Raw genomic sequence first — 19,649 nt, forward strand, 5'->3', positions numbered from 1 at the left:
TATCTTTTTTAAAATCTAACCTATTAGTAAATATGGAAAAAACAAATGCAAGTATACTTAGTTGGTGGCGCTGTACGAGATCAATTGCTAAATATTGATGTAAATGATATGGACTGGGTAGTGGTAGGAAGTTCACCAAAAGAAATGCTATCTCAAGGTTTTATTCCTGTTGGGAAAAATTTTCCTGTCTTTTTACATTCTAAAAATAAACAGGAATACTCCTTAGCAAGACGAGAAAAAAAAACTGGAATAGGACATACTGAATTTGAATGTTATTTTTCTTCTGATGTTACATTGGAAGAAGATTTGATGCGTCGAGATCTAACTATTAATGCAATAGCTAAAAATAATATTGGAACAATTATTGATCCATACAATGGACAAAAAGATTTAGACAACCGGATTCTTCGTCATGTCTCTGATGCATTTTCAGAAGATCCATTACGTGTACTAAGAGTAGCTAGATTTGCTGCAAAACTTGCATATTTAGGATTTAAAATAGAACCTAAAACTATTAAGATTATGACTCAAATAAGTAGTTCAGGCGAATTAAAACAATTAACACCAGAAAGAATTTGGCAAGAATGGCATAAATCTTTAAAAACTAATAATCCTGATGTATTTTTATCTGTCCTATATCAATGCGGAGCCCTTAAAGAAATTATTCCAGAACTACATTCTGCATTTGAATTTTCAAAAAAACAAAATAGTAAAATCTTTCCTCTTATTATTGCAAAACAAATAGCATTACTGTCTACATCATTATCTGTCCGATTTGCCGCGCAAATCCAGTACCTAGATAATCAAATTAATTTTAAAAACCATGTTAGAAAACAAATAATTAAAAAAATATTAAATCGAATAAAAGCACCTAATAAATTTAAAGAATTAGCTGTATTAGTATGTGAAGAATACCAATATATATGCCAAGGTAATACATTATATGCATCTAAAATACTCGAAATTCTTGACAGAGCAAATGTTTGGAGAAAACCAAAACGCTTACAACAGCTAATTACCTGCTGCCAAGCTATCCAGCAAACAGCAGGAATGGAGTTACAAATTAAAACACATTCTTATCCACAAGGAGAGTTTTTTCTTTCCGCTTACCAAGCTGCTTTATCAGTAAATATAAGCACTATTATTCAAAATAATATGCAAGGGAAAGAAATTAAAATGAAGATTAAAAAACTTCGAATTAATGCTATTAATAAATATATTAAAACTGACATTTAACTTCTTTAAGACCATTATAGACAGCGCGTTCACCTAACATTTCTTCTATACGAATAAGTTGATTATATTTAGCAACTCGGTCAGAACGACTAACAGAACCTGTTTTAATCTGACCTGAAGCTGTTCCTACTGATAGGTCAGAGATAGTTACATCCTCAGTTTCACCAGAACGATGAGATATTATAACAGCATAACCTGCATTTTTAGCCATCTTAATAGCAGCTAAAGTTTCTGTTAAAGAACCAATTTGGTTACATTTTATCAAAATAGAATTAGCAATACCTTTCTCTATACCTTGAGAAAAAATTTTAGTATTAGTAACAAATAAATCATCACCTACTAACTGAACTTTATTCCCTAATAGTTTCGTTTGGTACTTAAAGCCATCCCAATCTGATTCATCAAGACCATCTTCAATAGATATTATAGGATACTGTTTAGTTAAATCTTCTAAATAATGATTTAACTCTTTAGAAGAAAAGATTCTATTTTCTCCTTTCATATGATAATGATCAGATATTTTATCGTAAAATTCAGATGCAGCACAATCCATAGCTAAAGTAATATCTTTACCTAATACATAACCAGATGTTTCTACTGCCTCTTTAATAATATCTAAAGCAGCAATATTAGAGGTTAAATTAGGAGAAAAACCACCTTCATCACCAACTGCAGTACTTAATCCTTCTAATCTGAGGACTTTGGCTAAATTATGAAAAACTTCTGAACCAATACATATGGCTTCTTTAAAACTTCTAGCAGACACTGGTTGAATCATAAATTCCTGAATATCAATATTATTATTAGCATGTGCGCCTCCATTAATAATATTCATCATTGGCAAAGGCATAGAAAATTGACCAGAAGTCCCATTTAAATCAGCAATATGCTTATACAAAGGCATGTTTTTAAAGGCAGCTGCTGCCTTTGCATTAGCTAAAGAAACAGCTAAAATAGCATTAGCACCAAGCTGAGATTTATTTTCAGTACCATCTAGCTTAATCATAAGTTCATCAATATAGGACTGTTCTGTTGCATCTTTACCAAGTAAAACTTCAGAAATTGCTTTATTAATAGATGAGACAGCTTTAAGAACACCTTTCCCTAGGAAGCGACTATCTCCATCACGTAACTCAAGCGCTTCACGAGAACCAGTAGATGCACCAGACGGAACAGAGGCCATACCTGCAAAACCACCTTCTAAATGTACTTCAGCCTCTACAGTAGGATTCCCACGTGAATCAATAATTTCACGACCTTGAATTTTAACAATCTTAGACATTAATTTTCTCTCTAATTTATTATAAAAATAAGATTAATAAACATATAATTAATTTTAATACCTATCACCACGCTGAAATTGCCTTGCGGTTTTCACAAAACTAGTAAATAAAGGGTGTCCATCACGAGGTGTAGAAGTAAACTCAGGATGAAATTGTGCGGCTATGAACCATGGATGATCTGGATTTTCAATTACTTCAACTAGTTTTTTATCTGCAGATAAACCAGATACTTTTAGACCAGCGCTTTCAATTTGTAAACGAAAATTATTATTTACCTCATAACGATGACGATGACGTTCATAAATCTTTCTATTGCCATATACTTCATACGTTTTTGTTCCTTTTTCTAAGTAACATAACTGTAGGCCAAGACGCATAGTGCCTCCAAGATAGGAATTTTCCGTACGTTCTTCAATTTCCCCTTCACCATTTATCCATTCTGTTATTAGTCCTACTACCGGATACTTTGTTTTTTTATCAAACTCTGTTGAATGAGCACCTTGCATACCTACAACATTACGTGCATATTCAATTAAGGCAACTTGCATACCTAAACAAATTCCTAGATAGGGAACATTATTCTCACGTGCGTACTGAGCGGCTCGAATTTTACCTTCAATACCACGATCACCAAAACCACCTGGAACTAAAATAGAATCTAAACCATTGAAAATTTCTATACCTCTATTTTCTACATCTTGAGAATCAATATAATGGATATTAATACTCAGACGATTTTTAAGTCCTGCATGTTTTAATGCTTCATTGACAGATTTATACGCATCTGGCAGTTCAGTGTACTTACCAATTAATCCAACAGTTATTTCACCTGTTGGATTTGCTTCTTCATAAATTACTTGCTCCCATTCAGAAAGATTTGCTTCAGGAGCATTGATTTTAAAGTGATCACACACTAAATCATCAAGATACTGAGCTTTAATTAATTGAGGAATCTTATAAATTGAATCAACATCTTTTACCGAAATTACTGCCTTTTCCGGTACATTACAAAAAAGTGCAATCTTTTTACGTTCGTTTGCTGGAAGAATACGATCTGAACGGCAAATTAAAATATCTGGTTGAATACCTATCGATAAAAGTTCCTTAACAGAATGCTGTGTTGGTTTAGTTTTTACTTCACCTGCCGATGCTAGATAAGGTACTAAAGTTAAATGCATAAACATAGTATACCCTCGACCTAACTCAACAGCTAATTGTCGAATCGCTTCCATAAACGGCAAAGATTCAATATCACCAACAGTACCTCCAATCTCAACAATAGCAATATCATATTTTTTAGAACCTAAAATTACACGATCCTTAATTGAATTAGTTATATGTGGAATTACTTGAACTGTTGCACCTAGGTAATCACCACGACGTTCTTTACGTAAAACATCAGCATAGACACGGCCTGTTGTAAAATTATTACTCCTAGTCATCTTAGTACGAATAAATCGCTCATAGTGACCAAGATCAAGATCAGTTTCAGCTCCATCTTCTGTAACAAAAACCTCACCGTGTTGAGTTGGACTCATAGTACCAGGATCAACATTGATATAAGGATCAAGTTTCATAAGTGTTACTTTGAGACCACGGGCTTCTAAAATAGAAGCTAAAGAAGCTGCTGCGATACCCTTACCTAAAGAGGAAACAACACCACCGGTGACAAAAATATAATTTGTAGCCATACTGAACCTAACATTAATTGAAATGTTTTTATCCTTAACTAAAGAAACTTGGAACCTTGCAGAAAGTGTAACAAAAGGTTTTTATCACTACAACGTAAACATACTAACTGTAGAATACTATCTAATAACACTAGATGAATAAGTATAACTTTTCTAAGATATTTCTCAAAATTAAAATTAAAGTAAAAATCATCAAAATAAACTATATTATTACCAATAAATACTAGGTTATAATCGTCTAACTAAAATTACATTCTTAACTTTTTCAAGATACCTTGAAACTGGCAACAACATCTCAACATCAGAAACTTCTAGATCAAGATCTATGACCAAAATTTGACGATTATAATCAGAGTTACTCCTTATATTGCTGACCTTTACTTTTTCATTATCAAGAATACTTATTATATCTCTAAGTAATCCGATGCGTTCGATGGCTTCAATACGAACTGTTAAAATATAAGTACCAATTAACCTATTGCTATCCCATATCGTATTAATAATACGTTTTGGGTCGTGTAATCTAAGTTCTTCTAACTGATCGCAATCATTACGATGCACTGAAATGCCTCGACCTTGAGTAATATAACCTTTAATATTATCGCCAGGAATTGGAGTACAACAACGAGCAAGATGAATCATTAAATTATCAACACCTTCAACAGTAATAGCAGAATTACTAAATTTATTTACTGATAAATCATCCTTTTTAAATCTATTGAGTTTTTTTATAATATGTCTATTTTCTTCAGTGACAGTTTTCCTTTGTATTAAGAAATTATTAATATAATTAATAATTTGATTAATACGTAATTTCCCTGTACCAACACCAAGATATAATTCATCAAAAGTATTCAAATGAAATCGCTTCAAAACAGAAATATTTACCTGCTTTAAAGTGCTTCCAATTTTTATCAATTCATTTCCTAAAAATTCTCGACCTGATTCAATATTTTTCTGACGATTTTTTTTATGAAACCAAGCATTAATTTTAGAACGTGCACGATTTGAATAAATAAACCCATTAGATAAATTTAACCAATCACGAGATGGAGTAGCTTCTCTTTGTGTTATAATTTCAACTTGATCTCCCATCATTAATTTATGAGTAAATGGTACAATACAACCATTGACTTTAACTCCAACACAACGATGACCAATTTCTGAGTGAATGTGATAAGCAAAATCTAAAGGCGTAGATCCTATTGGTAAGTCAACAATATTCCCTTTTGGAGTAAAAGTATAGACACGATCAGTAAAAATTTGACTGCGTAATTGATGAAATAATTCTCTAGAATTTAACATTTCTTCTTGCCAATCGAGTAATTTACGTAACCAAATGATTTTCTTATCACATTCACTCAGACCTTGATTGTTACCTTCCTTATATTTCCAATGAGCAGCAATACCTAACTCAGAATCTATATGCATCTTTTCGGTACGTATCTGAATTTCTATAGTTTTTTCTTCTGGACCCAATATAACAGTATGGATTGACTGATAACCATTACTTTTAGGATTAGCAATATAATCATCAAATTCGCTTGGCAAATAATTATATTTAGTATGAATTATACCTAATACAGCATAACAATCTTCTAATGTTTCAGCTATAATTCGAACAGCCCGAACATCAAACAGTTCATTGAAATCTAAACCTTTTTTTTGCATTTTTTTCCATATACTATATATATGCTTAGGACGACCACTAACCTTAACATTAATACGAAAAACACTCATTTGCGTTGTAAGATTATCAATAAATTTTTTAATATATTCTTCTCGAACAATACGACGTTCTGACAACTGTCTTGCAATTAACTTATAAGTATCTGGTTGCTGATAACGAAATGAATAATCTTCAATTTCCCATTTAAATTGACCTATACCCAAACGACTTGCTAATGGAGCATAAATCTGAGCACACTCCTTAGAAACTGCTTTACGTATATAATCTGGAGCTTCTTTAACTTCAAGTAAATTAACAATACATTCAGCTAATTTAATTAAAACACAACGAAAATCTTCAACCATTGCTAATAACATACGACGCAAACTATCAATTTGACCTGATATTCTATCACCTTTCAAATTTAGATTAAGCTGCGTAACAATTGCCATTTGTTTTACACCATAAATTACTTTAATAATATCTTTATCATAATGTTTTTCTAATACTTTTGCATAAAGCTGATTACTTGAAAAAATAGGAAATAATTGAGCAGAAATCAACGTCATTTTATCCATTGATAAAGTAATCAAGATTTCAATCATTTCACGACCACGCCATAATAGTAAATCACCTTTCTCATGATTAGAAATGACTCTTTCACAATGACGATAAACCTCTTTTAAACACTTGCTAGTTTCTGTATTTTGACCGAGACAAGCTATCCATTGTTCTAAATCAAACTGTCTGTCAGAACTTAGGTGTGTGTTTCTTATCGCTACCATATTGAAATCCTAAATATTTTATCAAATATCTAATAATTTAAAGGAACAAAAATATGCTAACATGATAAAATCATGCATAGTATTCCGGATAACAATAACTTTTATTCAAGAAAAAGTAAAAAGAAAAGAAAAGAGGAATTCTAAGAGATATTTCAAAACTTATGATTCAAAGATAACTGTTGCCATAGCATAATGATATTCATCAGAGATAGAGATGTGATTAAAAGCAACATTGATAGATGAAGCTATCTCTTCAGCTTTATTTATTAGCTTTAAAATAGGCTGTCCGCTATCATTATTACTAACAATAAAATCATGAAAAGAAACTCCATGAGCAACACCTACCCCCAATGCTTTCGCTGCTGCCTCTTTCACTGCAAAACGTTTGGCTAGAAACCTTTCTTTCCGTCTTAATCTATTATAACTTTCAACTTCCAAATCTGTTAAAATCCGATGCGTAAATGACATTCCAAAACGAACCAACGCTTTTTCTATCCTTTTTATTTCTATAATATCAACTCCTAAACCTATAATTGCCATACTTTAGTGTGATTCCCTAGATGCTCTTATAATCGTTTTCATATCAGAAACTGCTTTTTGTAAACCATCAAATAATGCCCTTGCTATAATTGCATGACCGATGTTTAGTTCATAAATCTCTGGCAAAGCAGCAATTTGATTTACATTATGATAGGTTAGACCATGACCAGCATTGACTGATATATTGAGTTCACTTGCATAACTTGCTCCTATTGCAATTTTTTTTAATGCATCTTCTTTTTCTTTTTTTGTTTGAGCATTAGCATAATGACCTGTATGTAATTCAATAAAAGAAACAGAACACTCTTTTGCTGCATTAATTTGTTCACGATCAGCATCAATAAATAACGATACTGTAATTCCTGAAGAAGTTAATATTTCTGTCGCTTTTTTTATCTTGATGAAATTTTTTTTGATATCTAATCCCCCCTCTGTTGTTAATTCTTCACGTTTTTCAGGAACAAAACATACAGATTCAGGTTTAGCATTTAAAGCAATTTTAAGCATTTCATCTGATACTGCAATTTCTAAATTCATACGAGTTTGTAAAGTCTGACGTAAAAGATAGAGATCATTCTCTAGAATATGACGACGATCTTCGCGTAAATGGATAGTGATACTATCAGCACCTGCTTTCTCAGCAACTCCTGCAGCATGAACAGGATCAGGATACTTTTCTCTTCTTACATTACGCAAAGTAGCAATATGATCAATGTTAACTCCTAAGTATACAGAATTCATTCTTTAACACTCCTATGAGATAAATTTTTTCTAAAAAACAGTTCCCTACTTTTTAATGGTTTATTTCCAATATGAGGTTTTAATGCTATCCGAGTAAATCGTTTTGCTACTCTTAACTGTTCTTTAGTTATAAATTGGCGTTTGTTCATTAAAAGAAGTTCATTTCCTAAAAAAGTTGCATCATCCTTTATTATTGATATAATGAACCCTTTCTGACTAGAATAGCGATATAACATGTTAGGATTAATTGGGAAACCTGTTTCCTCACAGTAAAGAAAATTTACTCCATAACCTATAGCAGAGAGCAACTCTAATTCAAAGCATCTTAACGCCGGTTCTGGGTTATCTTCCTGTGCAAGTTTAGTTAAAACAGATAGATAATTATAAAATAAACCGGGCATTGCTACCTCTTGCATCAATAACCGACCTATAAGCTCATTAATATACATCGCTGAATAAAGATTAATACCAGATAATGGTAATCCAATACTTATAGGCTCAGCCTGAATCAAAGTTTTCAATGAACCAAAATTACCAGACCAACAAAGTAACAAAGGAGTAAAAGGTTGTAAAATACCTTTCAAATTAGAACGCTTACGAACACGAACACCTTTTGATATTAGAGTCATACATCCATATAACTCACTAAAAATATTTAAGATTAAACTAGATTCACCATGCAGGCGACGATGTATAATAAAACAACGTTGAAATTCATCCAAACAATCACCTTTAATCTAATCCAGTACGATAAATTCAAATTATTAAGAACATATTTAAGTTATCTGTTTTTTTACTTAATTACATTAAAGGTATTTATAAATAATCTAAATAACCTAATTCAGATAATCTACTTTGATTATTAGTCCAACCAAGTTGTACTTTTACCCAAGTTTTTAAATACACTTGACAACTAAATGCTTTTTGCATATCAATCCGCGCTGCAGAACCAATGGTCTTAATTTTTTTTCCATATTTACCGATTACTATTTTTTTCTGAGCATTACGTTCAACTAAAATAAGGGCATTAATAAATAAAATACTAGTAACAGTGTTATAATCAAAATCTTCAATCTTTACAGTTAAAGAATAGGGTAATTCATCACCTGTAAAACGCATCAATTTTTCTCGTAAAATTTCAGATGCCATAAAACTTTGAGAACAATGTATTATATCCTTACTAGGGAAATGATGCATGGATTTTGGTAGATATCTACGGACATATTTTTTTAATATATCAATGTTTCTACTATACTTTGCTGAAATGGGAATAATTGTAGTAAAATTCATCTTAATTGATACTTCTTGCATTTGCAGCATCACCCTACTTCTATCTTTTAAACAATCAACTTTATTTATACAAAGTATTACTGGAATATTGCAGTTTTTTAATTTAATTAACAGACGCTCATCATCTTTAGTCCATTTCAATGCATCAACTAAAAAAATTAGCAAATCTGCATGATGCAGTGAATTATTTGCTACATGATTCATTACACGGTTAATAGCGCTCTTTTCTTTAATCTGGAATCCAGGAGTATCAAGATAAATTGATTGATAATTTTCTTCAGTATCAATACCAATAATGCGATGACGAGTAGTTTGTGGTTTGCAAGAAGTAATAGAGATTTTTTGACCTAGTATACTGTTCATCAAAGTTGACTTACCAACATTTGGACGACCAATTATAGCAATAAAACCGCAATACTGTAGATTATTTACACTAGATTTTTTATTTTTCAATGAAACATAAACCTCAAATAATTTTATATGCTCATTTCAGGCAATCCAAGCGCTATTTTAGCAGCTTCTTGTTCAGCTTTGCGACGACTAGTACCTTTACCAATTATAAAATTCTTAATCCCTTCGATATTACAAGATACTGTAAATTGTTGATTATGAGCTTCGCCTTTAATTTTAATTATTGTATAAATTGGTAAAGGTTTCTTTTTACTTTGAAGAGATTCTTGCAACCGCGTTTTAGGATCTTTTTGTGATATACCTGGCTTAATTACTTCTAGACGAGTTCGATACCAACTTAGGACAATGAGACGTACCATTTCAATATCACTATCCAAATAAACAGCACCAATAATTGCCTCTACAACATTAGCTAAAATTGAATCTCTTAGAAACCCCCTATTTTTAAATTCACCTAATCCTAATTTTAAGTAATTCCCTAACTTAAATTCACGACCTAACTCAGCCAATGTATTACCACGAACTAAGGTTGCACGCATACGACTCATATCACCTTCACTCACTGTTGGGAAACGATAATAAAGATTATCTGCAATAACAAAACTCAAAATTGAATCTCCCAAAAACTCAAGACGCTCATTGTGCTTTATATTTGCACTACGATGAGTTAATGCTAAATGAATTAAGTTATCGCTAGTAAATTTATATCCTATTCTTCTTTCTAATTTAGAAACTGGAGGATTCATACTTTCTCAATTTATTTCAAATAACCAATTAGTCAGATTAATTAATCCTACCAATTCGTTGGAAACGTATATTAGTTGGAATCCACTGAGGGAAAATACTGTCTGTATTACGTCCAAACTCAAAACTAATCCAAATAGCTACTGCTTTACCCACTAAATTTGCTTTTGGAACGAATCCCCAATAACGACTATCTGAACTGTTATCACGATTGTCACCCATAACAAAATATTGATCGTCAGGAACTACCCATGTATTAATACCATTACTAGTTGCATATATCTCAACATAATCACTACGTAACGGATTTATTAAAATTTGATGGTTAATGTCACCTAACTTCTCATCAAATTGAAATAAATGTACTCCATTTTGAATAAATGAACTTTTGTAAAAATTAAATAACTTTATCTGAGTAAAATGAACTTCATCTTTCTTTTTAATATGAATTTCTTTGTTGGCACTATACCGAATAGTATCACCAGGTAAACCCACTACTCGTTTAATATAATCTATATTTGGTTGACTAGGATATTTAAATACAACAAGGTCCCCACGTTCTGGTTTGCCTGTGTTAATCAATTGAGTACGCCAAACTGGATCTTTTAAACCATAAGAATACTTTTCTACAAGAATAAAATCTCCTACTAACAATGTTGGCATCATAGAACCTGATGGAATTTGGAAAGGTTCATACAAAAAAGAACGAAAAAAAAGAACAAATGCGACAATAGGGAAAATAGAAATACTGTTTTCAATCCACCAAGGTCGAACAGGTGCCTTAATCAATACACTAGAATTTTGTGAATGTTTTTGAAAATGTTGCCTATTCAAAAAAAAACGATCTAATATCCAAATTGCTCCAGTCAATAAAGTTATAAAAACTAAAATGAGTGAAAATGTATGTGCCATTACGCTAACCTTATCTAATAAAAATTAGTCTATATCAACTAATTTTTTCACATTAATTTCTCATACAAAGAGTTCAATTTTTACCAACATGGAGAATTGACAAAAAGACTTCTTGAGGAAGTTCTACATTCCCAATTTGTTTCATACGTTTTTTACCTTCCTTTTGCTTCTTTAGAAGCTTTTTTTTGCGACTTACATCACCACCATAACATTTCGCAATCACATTCTTTCGTAACTGCTTGATAGTTGATCGAGCAATAATATGATTGCCAATAGCTGCTTGAATAGCAATATCAAACATCTGACGAGGAATCAACTCTTTCATTTTTTCAACTAAAAAACGTCCTCTAGATTGCGAATGTTCTTTATGAATGATAACAGCTAGCGCATCAACTTTATTGTTATTGAGTAAAATATCAACTCGTACCATATCAGATTTTTCAAAATGATCAAAATTATACTCTAAAGATGCGTAACCACGTGAAGTTGATTTTAAACGATCAAAAAAATCTGATACGACTTCTGCCATTGGAATATCATAAATCAAGGAAACTTGATTACCATAATAAACCATATCCAGTTGCTTGCCACGCTTATCCACACACAAGGTAATTACATTACCTACATAATTAGCTGGGACTAAAATATTGCAACGGGCAATGGGTTCAAAAATATATTTAATATCATTTACTGCCGGAAATTTAGTTGGACTATCAATATATAAGACCATACCATCATTTTGTTCAACTTGGTAAACTACAGTTGGGATTGTCGTAATAATATCAAGATGATATTCACGTTTTAGACGTTCTTGAATAATTTCCATATGTAACATACCAAGAAAACCGCAACGAAACCCAAAACCCAGCGCTACTGAATTTTCTGGTTCATAAAATAAAGAACCATCATTTAAACTTAACTTTCCTAAAGCATCACGGAAGTTTTCATAATCTTTAGATAACACAGGGAACAAGCCAGAATAAACTTGAGGTTTTATTTTTTTGAAACCTGGTAGTGGTTTTTCGCTAGAAAATTTCTCGTGTGTTAAAGTATCCCCAACAGGAGCACCTAAAATATCTTTGATTCCACAAGCAACCCAACCTACTTCCCCCGTTTTTAGTGCATCAGTATCTATCCGTTTAGGTGTAAAGATACCAATCTTTTCAATACTCCAAACTTGTCCAGTACTCATTACTTTAATTTTATCTTTTTTCTTTAAAATACCATTCTTAACTCTTACCAAGGAAATAATACCCAAGTAGGAATCAAACCAAGAATCAATAATTAATGCCTGCGTTAAAGCACCTAACTTACCTTTAGGTGAAGGAACTTTTTTTACAATAGTTTCTAAAACTTCTGATATACCTAGACCAGTTTTGGCTGAACAATATGTTGCCTCCATCGCATCAATACCAATAATTTTTTCTATCTCCAAAGCTACACGTTTAGGTTCTGAAACTGGTAAATCAATCTTATTTAAAACTGGAATAACTTCTAAACCAAGTTCAACTGCTGCATAACAATTAGCAATAGTTTGTGCTTCTACACCTTGACTGGCATCAATAACAAGTAGTGCACCTTCACAAGCTGATAAAGAACGTGAAACTTCATAAGAAAAATCTACATGTCCTGGAGTATCAATAAAATTCAATTGATAAGTTTTACCATCTTTTGCACAATAATCTAATGTTACACTTTGAGCTTTAATGGTAATGCCACGTTCACGCTCCAAATCCATTGAATCAAGAACTTGGTTTTCCATTTCACGTTCACTTAATCCACCACAAATTTGAATGAACCGATCTGAAAGAGTTGACTTACCATGATCAATATGGGCGATAATAGAAAAATTACGAATATGCTTCATAGATTTCAGATAACTAGACTGGATTTATATAAAGATTTTACTAAATTTCTAAAAAAAACACACAAAATTTTCAACTTAAATAATTAATTTTCCTAATACTCTCAACAAAATAACTTGATTTTGAAATGTTTTTTCTTTAAGAAAAGAAAAATACTTTGCTAAACCTATTCCTAAAATGAAGAAGAATAATGCGAATAATATGCTTGCGTATTCAGCTTTTATCAATATGGAAGGAGATAAATACTCCCCAGTTAGTGAACCAACGATAAGAAATAATATTGGCAGAAAATAAATAATAATCTCTAATTGAAATAAACTTCTATCTGGAAAAGCTATTTCGACTATTTCTCCTACCTTAACAGGTTTTGAAGTCACTACTGTCCAATAGAAATATTTATTACCTATAGTTTCTGAAAGGACTTTAAACCCACAACTTTTTTCTGACAAACAACTAAAACAATTAGGTTTTTTTTGAAAACGTAACTTAGCATTATAATTTACATCAAAAAGCTCAACCTCAATTACAGTAGCGAGTGCCTTTGCCATTTTAATAAAATCTCCTATTTTCTAAGTATACAGGGAACATTTACTCTGAGTAGGAATAAAATAAATTTATTTATATTTGATATATTAATTTGATTATATACCAATAGGCAAAAAAACTTTTCTATAACTAAGCATCACAAGAATATTAAGCTCATAATATTCAATATTGATTTTTCCGTTGGATAGTATCAGTATTTAATACAAATTTGAAACGATTCTATTAAATCTAGTTTAAAGAATATATATTATTATCAAGATGACTTCTCCGTTTGATATCTAATTTTAAAAAGGACTGACATTTTAAAATTTTGTAACAGAATCATGATAGTTTGATTCTTGCATAATATTTCCAATCGGTTAAGTTAATTATAATACAGGTTATTAATAAATTTATGAATATAAACCGTGAACATCAATGTGATGTATTAGTGATAGGTAGTGGAGCAGCGGGTCTATCTCTAGCTTTACAAGTTGCCCCATATGGTAAGGTTATTATACTCAGTAAAAGTTCACTTAACGAAGGTGCTACTTATTATGCACAAGGCGGAATTGCTGCTGTATTTGATGAATCAGATAGTATTGAATCTCATATACAGGATACAAAAATTGCTGGAGCAGGCCTTTGCGAAGATGATACTGTAAAATTTATTGCCAATAATGCTAAACCATGTGTGCAATGGTTAATAGATAATGGAGTTCTATTTGATCGTGAAGAGAATAATGGAAAAAAACCCCGTTATCATCTTACACAAGAAGGAGGTCATAGTCACCGAAGAATACTCCATTCTGCTGATACTACAGGGATGGTGATGCAAAACTCCTTACAAAATAATGCATATAATCATTCTAACATTACTATATTAGAATATTGCAATGCGATCGATCTGATTACTGAAGATAAAATAGGCGGAGAACATAACAAGGTAGTCGGTGCTTATATTTGGAACAGAAGATATGAATATGTAGAAAATATTCGTGCACAATTTATTGTTCTAGCTACTGGCGGTGCATCTAAAGTGTATCAGTATACTTCAAACCCTGATATTTCTTCTGGAGATGGGATAGCCATGGCATGGCGTGCAGGATGTCGCGTAGCAAATTTAGAATTTAATCAATTTCACCCTACTTGCCTATTTCACCCTAAGGCAAAAAATTTACTATTAACTGAAGCATTACGTGGGGAAGGTGCTTACTTAAAAAGGATTGATGGTACTCGTTTTATGATTGAGTTTGATAAACGAGCTGAATTAGCACCGAGAGATATTGTAGCACGTGCTATTGATTTCGAGATGAAGCGTTTGGGAGAAGACTGCATGTATCTAGATATCACCCATAAATCTATTGATTTCATTAAAAAACATTTTCCTTCTACTCATATTCGTTTACAGAATCTTTGCATTGATATGACAAAAGAACTCATACCAATCGTACCGGCTGCACACTACACTTGCGGAGGTATTATAGTTAATCAAAAAGGACAAACTGATTTAAGTCAGTTATACGCAATTGGAGAAGTTAGCTATACTGGTCTACATGGTGCAAATCGAATAGCCTCTAACTCACTGCTGGAATGTATTGTATATGCCTGGTCTGCTTCACAAGAAATTATCAAAAAATTAAGAAAGAAAGAATTGCCTAAAAAATTACCTGAATGGGATGATAGTCAAGTAACTTGTTCAGATGAAGAAATTGTTATACAACATAATTGGAGAGAGCTTCGTTTGCTAATGTGGGATTATATGGGGATAGTTCGAACTAATAAACGCCTAGCACGAGCACTTCGTCGAATTGAATTACTTCAAAAAGAGATATGTGAATATTATAGCAATTTTAAAGTATCAAATAATTTGCTAGAACTTCGTAATTTGCTTCAAGTCTCAGAACTTATGGTGCAATGTGCAATGAAGCGAAAAGAAAGCAGAGGATTACATTATACACTTGATTACCCAGAACTACAGAATAATACTGCTCCAACTATTTTGATACCAAAAAAGAAAAAAAAATATTAATATCCTTGATTTAAATTATAAGAAATGATTTTATCGACTAATAAAGCATGCTCTAAGTTTTTACTACGACTGTATCCTATAATCCAAGAGAAAAGAACTGGATCAGAATATTCCAATAATGTAGCAAAGCTACGTTTTTCATTTTGAGTAAGTTCATCAAAACAATTTTCAAAAAAAGATGTAATAATAATGTCAAGTTCCAACATTCCTCGACGACACGCCCACTCAATACGAGACTTTTCTCTTCTAGTATAGAAATTTTTCATCATGTTACTCTTAAAAGGGTTTAAACAGCATGTTTATTATCAAGAAATCATTCTAAATTCAATTGTTTTTTATGAGTAGTTTTAATGAATAAAATAGTATTAGGTTAAATATATGGACTGGTATAATTCGTTCACTCCACTATCTCTTAAAACTGAAACCAACTTACCAAGTTTAATTATTAGTTACCTAAGCTCTTGGGGTTGCATAACTATAACAGGAAGAGAGAAAGAATCGTATTTACAAGGTCAACTTACTTGTGATGTAATAAAATTAACAAAAAATGAATCAACATTAGGTGCCTATTGTAATGCAAAAGGGAAAGTATGGAGTATATTCCGTTTATTCCATCATAAAAAAGGCTATGCAATGTTTCAGCATATTTCAAGTATTCCAAAAACATTAACTGAAATGCAGAAATATGCTGTTTTTTCTAAAGTTCGCATAGAGCAAAGTAAAGAAGTTTTATTTGGTATTATTGGCAATCAAGCCACAAATTTTATTGATTGCATCTCAGATGATTATACCAATGTTAGAAGTATAAAAAATGGAACGGCAATAAAAATTGATGATAAACGATGGTTATTACTAGTCGATAAAGCATCAGCTAAAGTATTACTTACTAATACTGATGCTATAGTAACAGACGGAACTATTTGGACACGTTTTGATATTGAATCTGGTTTACCAATTATCAAAAAAGGGCAACAAAACACCTATATTCCACAGTCAGTGAATTTAGATTTACTAAATGGAATTAGTTTTACTAAAGGTTGTTATACTGGTCAGGAAACCATCGCAAGATCAAAATATCGAGGAAATAATAAAAAAACTATGTATATACTTAAAGGAACAGTAGAAAAACCGATAGAAACGGAAAAATGTATTCTACTGGATCGTGCAATTGGTAAAAACTGGCGAAAAGCAGGACAACTATTAGAAAGTTATCAGTTTGAAAATTCTTATGGAATTGGATTATTGGTAGCTCCAAAAGATCTTAGTATCAATACAAAGTTTCGTTTAACATCACAACCTAATCAGTTTTGGTATATTCAACCATTACCTTACTATCCTGATAAAAAACAAGAAACTACGTAAAACATAAATTCTTAAATATTTAGTTTACTTAATCAAAGAAAGAGAAACCTATACTAACGTTCTTAAAGAAGTTTTATTTTATTTTAAAAAACTAGTAGCCAATTTAGGCAAATTACCTTTAACTCCTAAAGCTTGCCTTATAATTTCATCTTTTATATAAGGAAATCGATTAGTGAATTCCATCCCAAAACCACGGATTAATTTTTTAATAGGATTACTACCTTGAAATAAATCTCTAAAAGACTGCATTAAAGCAATCATTTTCACAGCCTCGGTTTTTCTCCATCGTTCATACTGACGTAAATTTCTCCTTTTACCAAAATCTTTTCCCTTCCTAGATAAAGCTAATATTTCTTCTGCTAAGCTAGCAGCATCTAATAAACCTAAGTTGACACCTTGTCCTGCTAATGAATGGATAGTATGGGCGGCATCACCAATTAATGCTGCACGTTCAACCACAAAATCTCTGGCATAACGCATTCTAAGTGGATAGATAACACGTTTAGTAATTACTTGGCACAATCCTAAATACGCATCAAACTCTTCAGTTAAGCATTTATTAAATTCATCATCAGATATATATACTAATTGCTTTGCACGACCAGAGTCTGTTGACCAAACAATAGAACTTATATATTCATTGGATATAGGTAAAAATGCTAAAGTTCCTTGTGAGGTAAATATTTGGCGAACTATAGATTCATGATCGTTTTGAGTCTGAACATTTGCTACAATTGCGTTGTGCCCATAATCCCAATATGTTAAGGGAATATCCATTTCCTTACGGATCCAAGAATTAGCACCATCAGCACCTACTAGTAATTTTGCAGTAAGAATATTTCCATTATCTAATGTAAGCCAAACTTCATGTTCTCCAATAGTTATTGAGAAACAACCAGTCGACATGAAAAAATAAACATTTCTTTGTTTTTTCAATGTCTTAATCAAAGAAATCCTAGTTAGTCTATTTTCTACTATATATCCAAGATTAGGATAAATTAATGGATTTGCATTAAATTCAATATGTGCAAAACTATCCTTTTCCCATACTTCCATTGAGGAATACGGGAATATTTGTTTTTCCAAAAAATCAGACCAAACACCTAAGTTTTTAAGAATAGTCATACTAGAACAGTTAAGAGCAGATACACGAATATCAGGAGTTGCATCTAAAAAAGTTTCTGGCACTTTTTTATCAATTAATGCAATTCTAAGTTCTGAATTTTTTAAAGCAGCTGCAAGTGTTAAACCCACCATTCCAGCACCTACAATGATAATATCAACACTCTGAATCATTTGTGAATTACTCCAAAGAAAAGTTAATGATTAACAAAACCTAACATACGATGTAATAAAGACATTTTCAAAAAGAAAATGTTCTCTATAGCAAATAAACCAACACTTCTACCAATTTTTATTGACAGTGAATTACTTGCAAAGAGTTTGACTAAACTTGAAGTTAATTTAATTGTAGCTTGTCTATCTGCATTTCTATGTTTATTAAAACGTATCAAGTTATCATAATCACCTATATCATGAGGTGATGATATAATTTCTTCGGCTAAACTAGCAACGTCACGCATACCTAAATTAAAGCCTTGAGCTGCCATAGGATGTAATGTTTGAGCAGCATTCCCAATAATTGCAAAACGATGAGAAATATTTTTTCTTTGATACCTTAAATACAAAGGATAAGTAGCTTTATTGCTAGCTTTTAATAATTTACCTAAATACCAACCAAATTCTTTTTGTAAACTATCTAAAAATTTCTCCTCATTATAAAACATAACTTCTCTTGCTAAATTTGGAGATAAACACCAAACTAAAGAGAAATTATTGCTACTTATTGGTAGCAATGCAATGGAACCAGATTTAGTAAAACGCTTGAATGCCATACCATTATTTTTTTCACTTGAAATAATCTTAGCAACTACTGCCGCTTGTTTAAAATCATATTCTTGATAATCTAATCTAATTTTTTTACAACAAGCAGAAATAGAACCATCAGCAGCAACTAATAACTTTGCTGTTAGCTGTTTAGAATCCGTTAGAATAATTTTTACTTTATCTATTTTTTGCTTAACACCAGTTACTGATTTTGAAAAAAATAATTCGATATTATTCATTTTCTTTAACCGATTATAATAAATGTCTAATACATGAGACAACTCAACTACATACCCTATAGCGTCAATAAAATAGTTTTCGGTACAAATATTCACTATACCTAAATTTGAACGTTCTGAAATCTGGATCTGATTAATAGGTGTTGCAATATCAATAATAGCTTCCCAGAGCTTAAATTTTTTCATTAATTCTACCGTTCCATGTGACAAAGCAATAGAACGATTTAGGGTATTTTTAAAAGGCTCAATTAATGCGATAGAGAATTTTTCGTTACTTAATACATTAAGTGATAAGGCGAAAGTTACTCCAACTATTCCACCGCCAGCAATTATTACATCAAATTTTTTCATAGACTGAACACTCATTTATTAACAACTTTAGGAATCCTTAAAAAATATGTGATAAAAATGCATTTTTTTAAAAAATTAATTTTAAA

General features: G+C 31.5%; 17 protein-coding genes. 3 read left to right on the forward strand and 14 right to left on the reverse strand.

Features of this window, described 5'->3' with window-relative positions; translation table 11 throughout:
* Positions 1-45: 45 nt before the first annotated feature.
* Positions 46-1,236: a multifunctional CCA addition/repair protein gene (locus tag CF66_RS04430; protein ID WP_034411843.1), complete on the forward strand. Its 1,191-nt coding sequence runs from the start codon at positions 46-48 to the stop codon at positions 1,234-1,236.
* Here the strand turns inward: CF66_RS04430 and eno are convergent.
* The 11 genes from eno to CF66_RS04485 all read right to left on the reverse strand — a co-directional run bounded on the left by eno (position 1,220) and on the right by CF66_RS04485 (position 13,715).
* Positions 1,220-2,518: a phosphopyruvate hydratase gene (gene eno, locus CF66_RS04435; protein ID WP_016503958.1), complete on the reverse strand. Its 1,299-nt coding sequence runs from the start codon at positions 2,516-2,518 to the stop codon at positions 1,220-1,222. The genes CF66_RS04430 and eno overlap by 17 nt on opposite strands.
* Positions 2,519-2,572: 54 nt before the next feature.
* Positions 2,573-4,210, reverse strand: coding sequence for a CTP synthase (pyrG, locus tag CF66_RS04440; RefSeq protein ID WP_016503957.1), 1,638 nt, complete (start codon positions 4,208-4,210; stop codon positions 2,573-2,575).
* 228 nt (positions 4,211-4,438) lie between these two features.
* Positions 4,439-6,664: a GTP diphosphokinase gene (gene relA / locus CF66_RS04445; RefSeq protein ID WP_034411845.1), complete on the reverse strand. Its 2,226-nt coding sequence runs from the start codon at positions 6,662-6,664 to the stop codon at positions 4,439-4,441.
* Between the two features lie 159 nt (positions 6,665-6,823).
* A complete protein-coding gene (acpS, locus tag CF66_RS04450) occupies positions 6,824-7,204 on the reverse strand; it encodes a holo-ACP synthase (RefSeq protein WP_016503955.1) in 381 nt (126 codons plus the stop codon).
* Between the two features lie 3 nt (positions 7,205-7,207).
* The gene (gene pdxJ, locus CF66_RS04455; protein ID WP_034411847.1) at positions 7,208-7,945 is read right to left on the reverse strand and encodes a pyridoxine 5'-phosphate synthase; all 738 of its coding nucleotides are present in this window, start codon (positions 7,943-7,945) and stop codon (positions 7,208-7,210) included.
* Complete coding sequence (recO, locus tag CF66_RS04460) at positions 7,942-8,667, reverse strand: DNA repair protein RecO (RefSeq protein ID WP_016503953.1); 726 nt, start codon at positions 8,665-8,667, stop codon at positions 7,942-7,944. The genes pdxJ and recO overlap by 4 nt, the downstream gene beginning before the upstream one ends.
* A gap of 94 nt (positions 8,668-8,761) precedes the next feature.
* Positions 8,762-9,715, reverse strand: a complete 954-nt coding sequence (gene era, locus CF66_RS04465) for a GTPase Era (RefSeq protein WP_034411851.1) — start codon at positions 9,713-9,715, stop codon at positions 8,762-8,764.
* Positions 9,712-10,392 (reverse strand): ribonuclease III, encoded by a 681-nt coding sequence (gene rnc, locus CF66_RS04470; RefSeq protein WP_016503951.1) that lies wholly within the window; start codon positions 10,390-10,392, stop codon positions 9,712-9,714. Before rnc ends, era begins: the two co-directional genes overlap by 4 nt.
* Positions 10,393-10,429: 37 nt before the next feature.
* Positions 10,430-11,302, reverse strand: coding sequence for a signal peptidase I (lepB, locus tag CF66_RS04475; protein ID WP_034411852.1), 873 nt, complete (start codon positions 11,300-11,302; stop codon positions 10,430-10,432).
* Positions 11,303-11,375: 73 nt separating this feature from the next.
* Entirely contained in the window at positions 11,376-13,169 is a 1,794-nt protein-coding gene (lepA, locus tag CF66_RS04480; protein WP_016503949.1) for a translation elongation factor 4, read from the reverse strand.
* Positions 13,170-13,244: 75 nt separating this feature from the next.
* Positions 13,245-13,715: a SoxR reducing system RseC family protein gene (locus CF66_RS04485; protein WP_016503948.1), complete on the reverse strand. Its 471-nt coding sequence runs from the start codon at positions 13,713-13,715 to the stop codon at positions 13,245-13,247.
* A 392-nt stretch (positions 13,716-14,107) separates the two neighbouring features.
* On the opposite strand from CF66_RS04485, the gene nadB reads away from it, so the two are divergent.
* The gene (gene nadB / locus CF66_RS04490) at positions 14,108-15,724 is read left to right on the forward strand and encodes an L-aspartate oxidase (RefSeq protein ID WP_034411854.1); all 1,617 of its coding nucleotides are present in this window, start codon (positions 14,108-14,110) and stop codon (positions 15,722-15,724) included.
* Here the strand turns inward: nadB and CF66_RS04495 are convergent.
* The gene (locus tag CF66_RS04495; RefSeq protein WP_034411856.1) at positions 15,721-15,990 is read right to left on the reverse strand and encodes an FAD assembly factor SdhE; all 270 of its coding nucleotides are present in this window, start codon (positions 15,988-15,990) and stop codon (positions 15,721-15,723) included. The genes nadB and CF66_RS04495 overlap by 4 nt on opposite strands.
* A gap of 112 nt (positions 15,991-16,102) precedes the next feature.
* On the opposite strand from CF66_RS04495, the gene ygfZ reads away from it, so the two are divergent.
* Complete coding sequence (gene ygfZ, locus CF66_RS04500; protein WP_016503945.1) at positions 16,103-17,086, forward strand: tRNA-modifying protein YgfZ; 984 nt, start codon at positions 16,103-16,105, stop codon at positions 17,084-17,086.
* Positions 17,087-17,164: 78 nt separating this feature from the next.
* Here ygfZ and CF66_RS04505 read toward each other — a convergent pair whose 3' ends face one another.
* Together CF66_RS04505 and ubiH are read right to left on the reverse strand one after the other, a co-directional pair.
* Positions 17,165-18,382: an FAD-dependent 2-octaprenylphenol hydroxylase gene (locus CF66_RS04505; RefSeq protein WP_034411857.1), complete on the reverse strand. Its 1,218-nt coding sequence runs from the start codon at positions 18,380-18,382 to the stop codon at positions 17,165-17,167.
* Positions 18,383-18,405: 23 nt separating this feature from the next.
* Positions 18,406-19,563 carry a 2-octaprenyl-6-methoxyphenyl hydroxylase gene (gene ubiH / locus CF66_RS04510; protein WP_034411883.1) on the reverse strand — a complete coding sequence of 386 codons (1,158 nt, stop codon included), beginning with the start codon at positions 19,561-19,563 and terminating at the stop codon, positions 18,406-18,408.
* Positions 19,564-19,649 lie beyond the last annotated feature (86 nt).

Origin of the sequence: Candidatus Photodesmus anomalopis, from assembly GCF_000731785.2 — a bacterium.
GTDB classification, from domain to species: domain Bacteria; phylum Pseudomonadota; class Gammaproteobacteria; order Enterobacterales; family Vibrionaceae; genus Vibrio; species Vibrio anomalopis.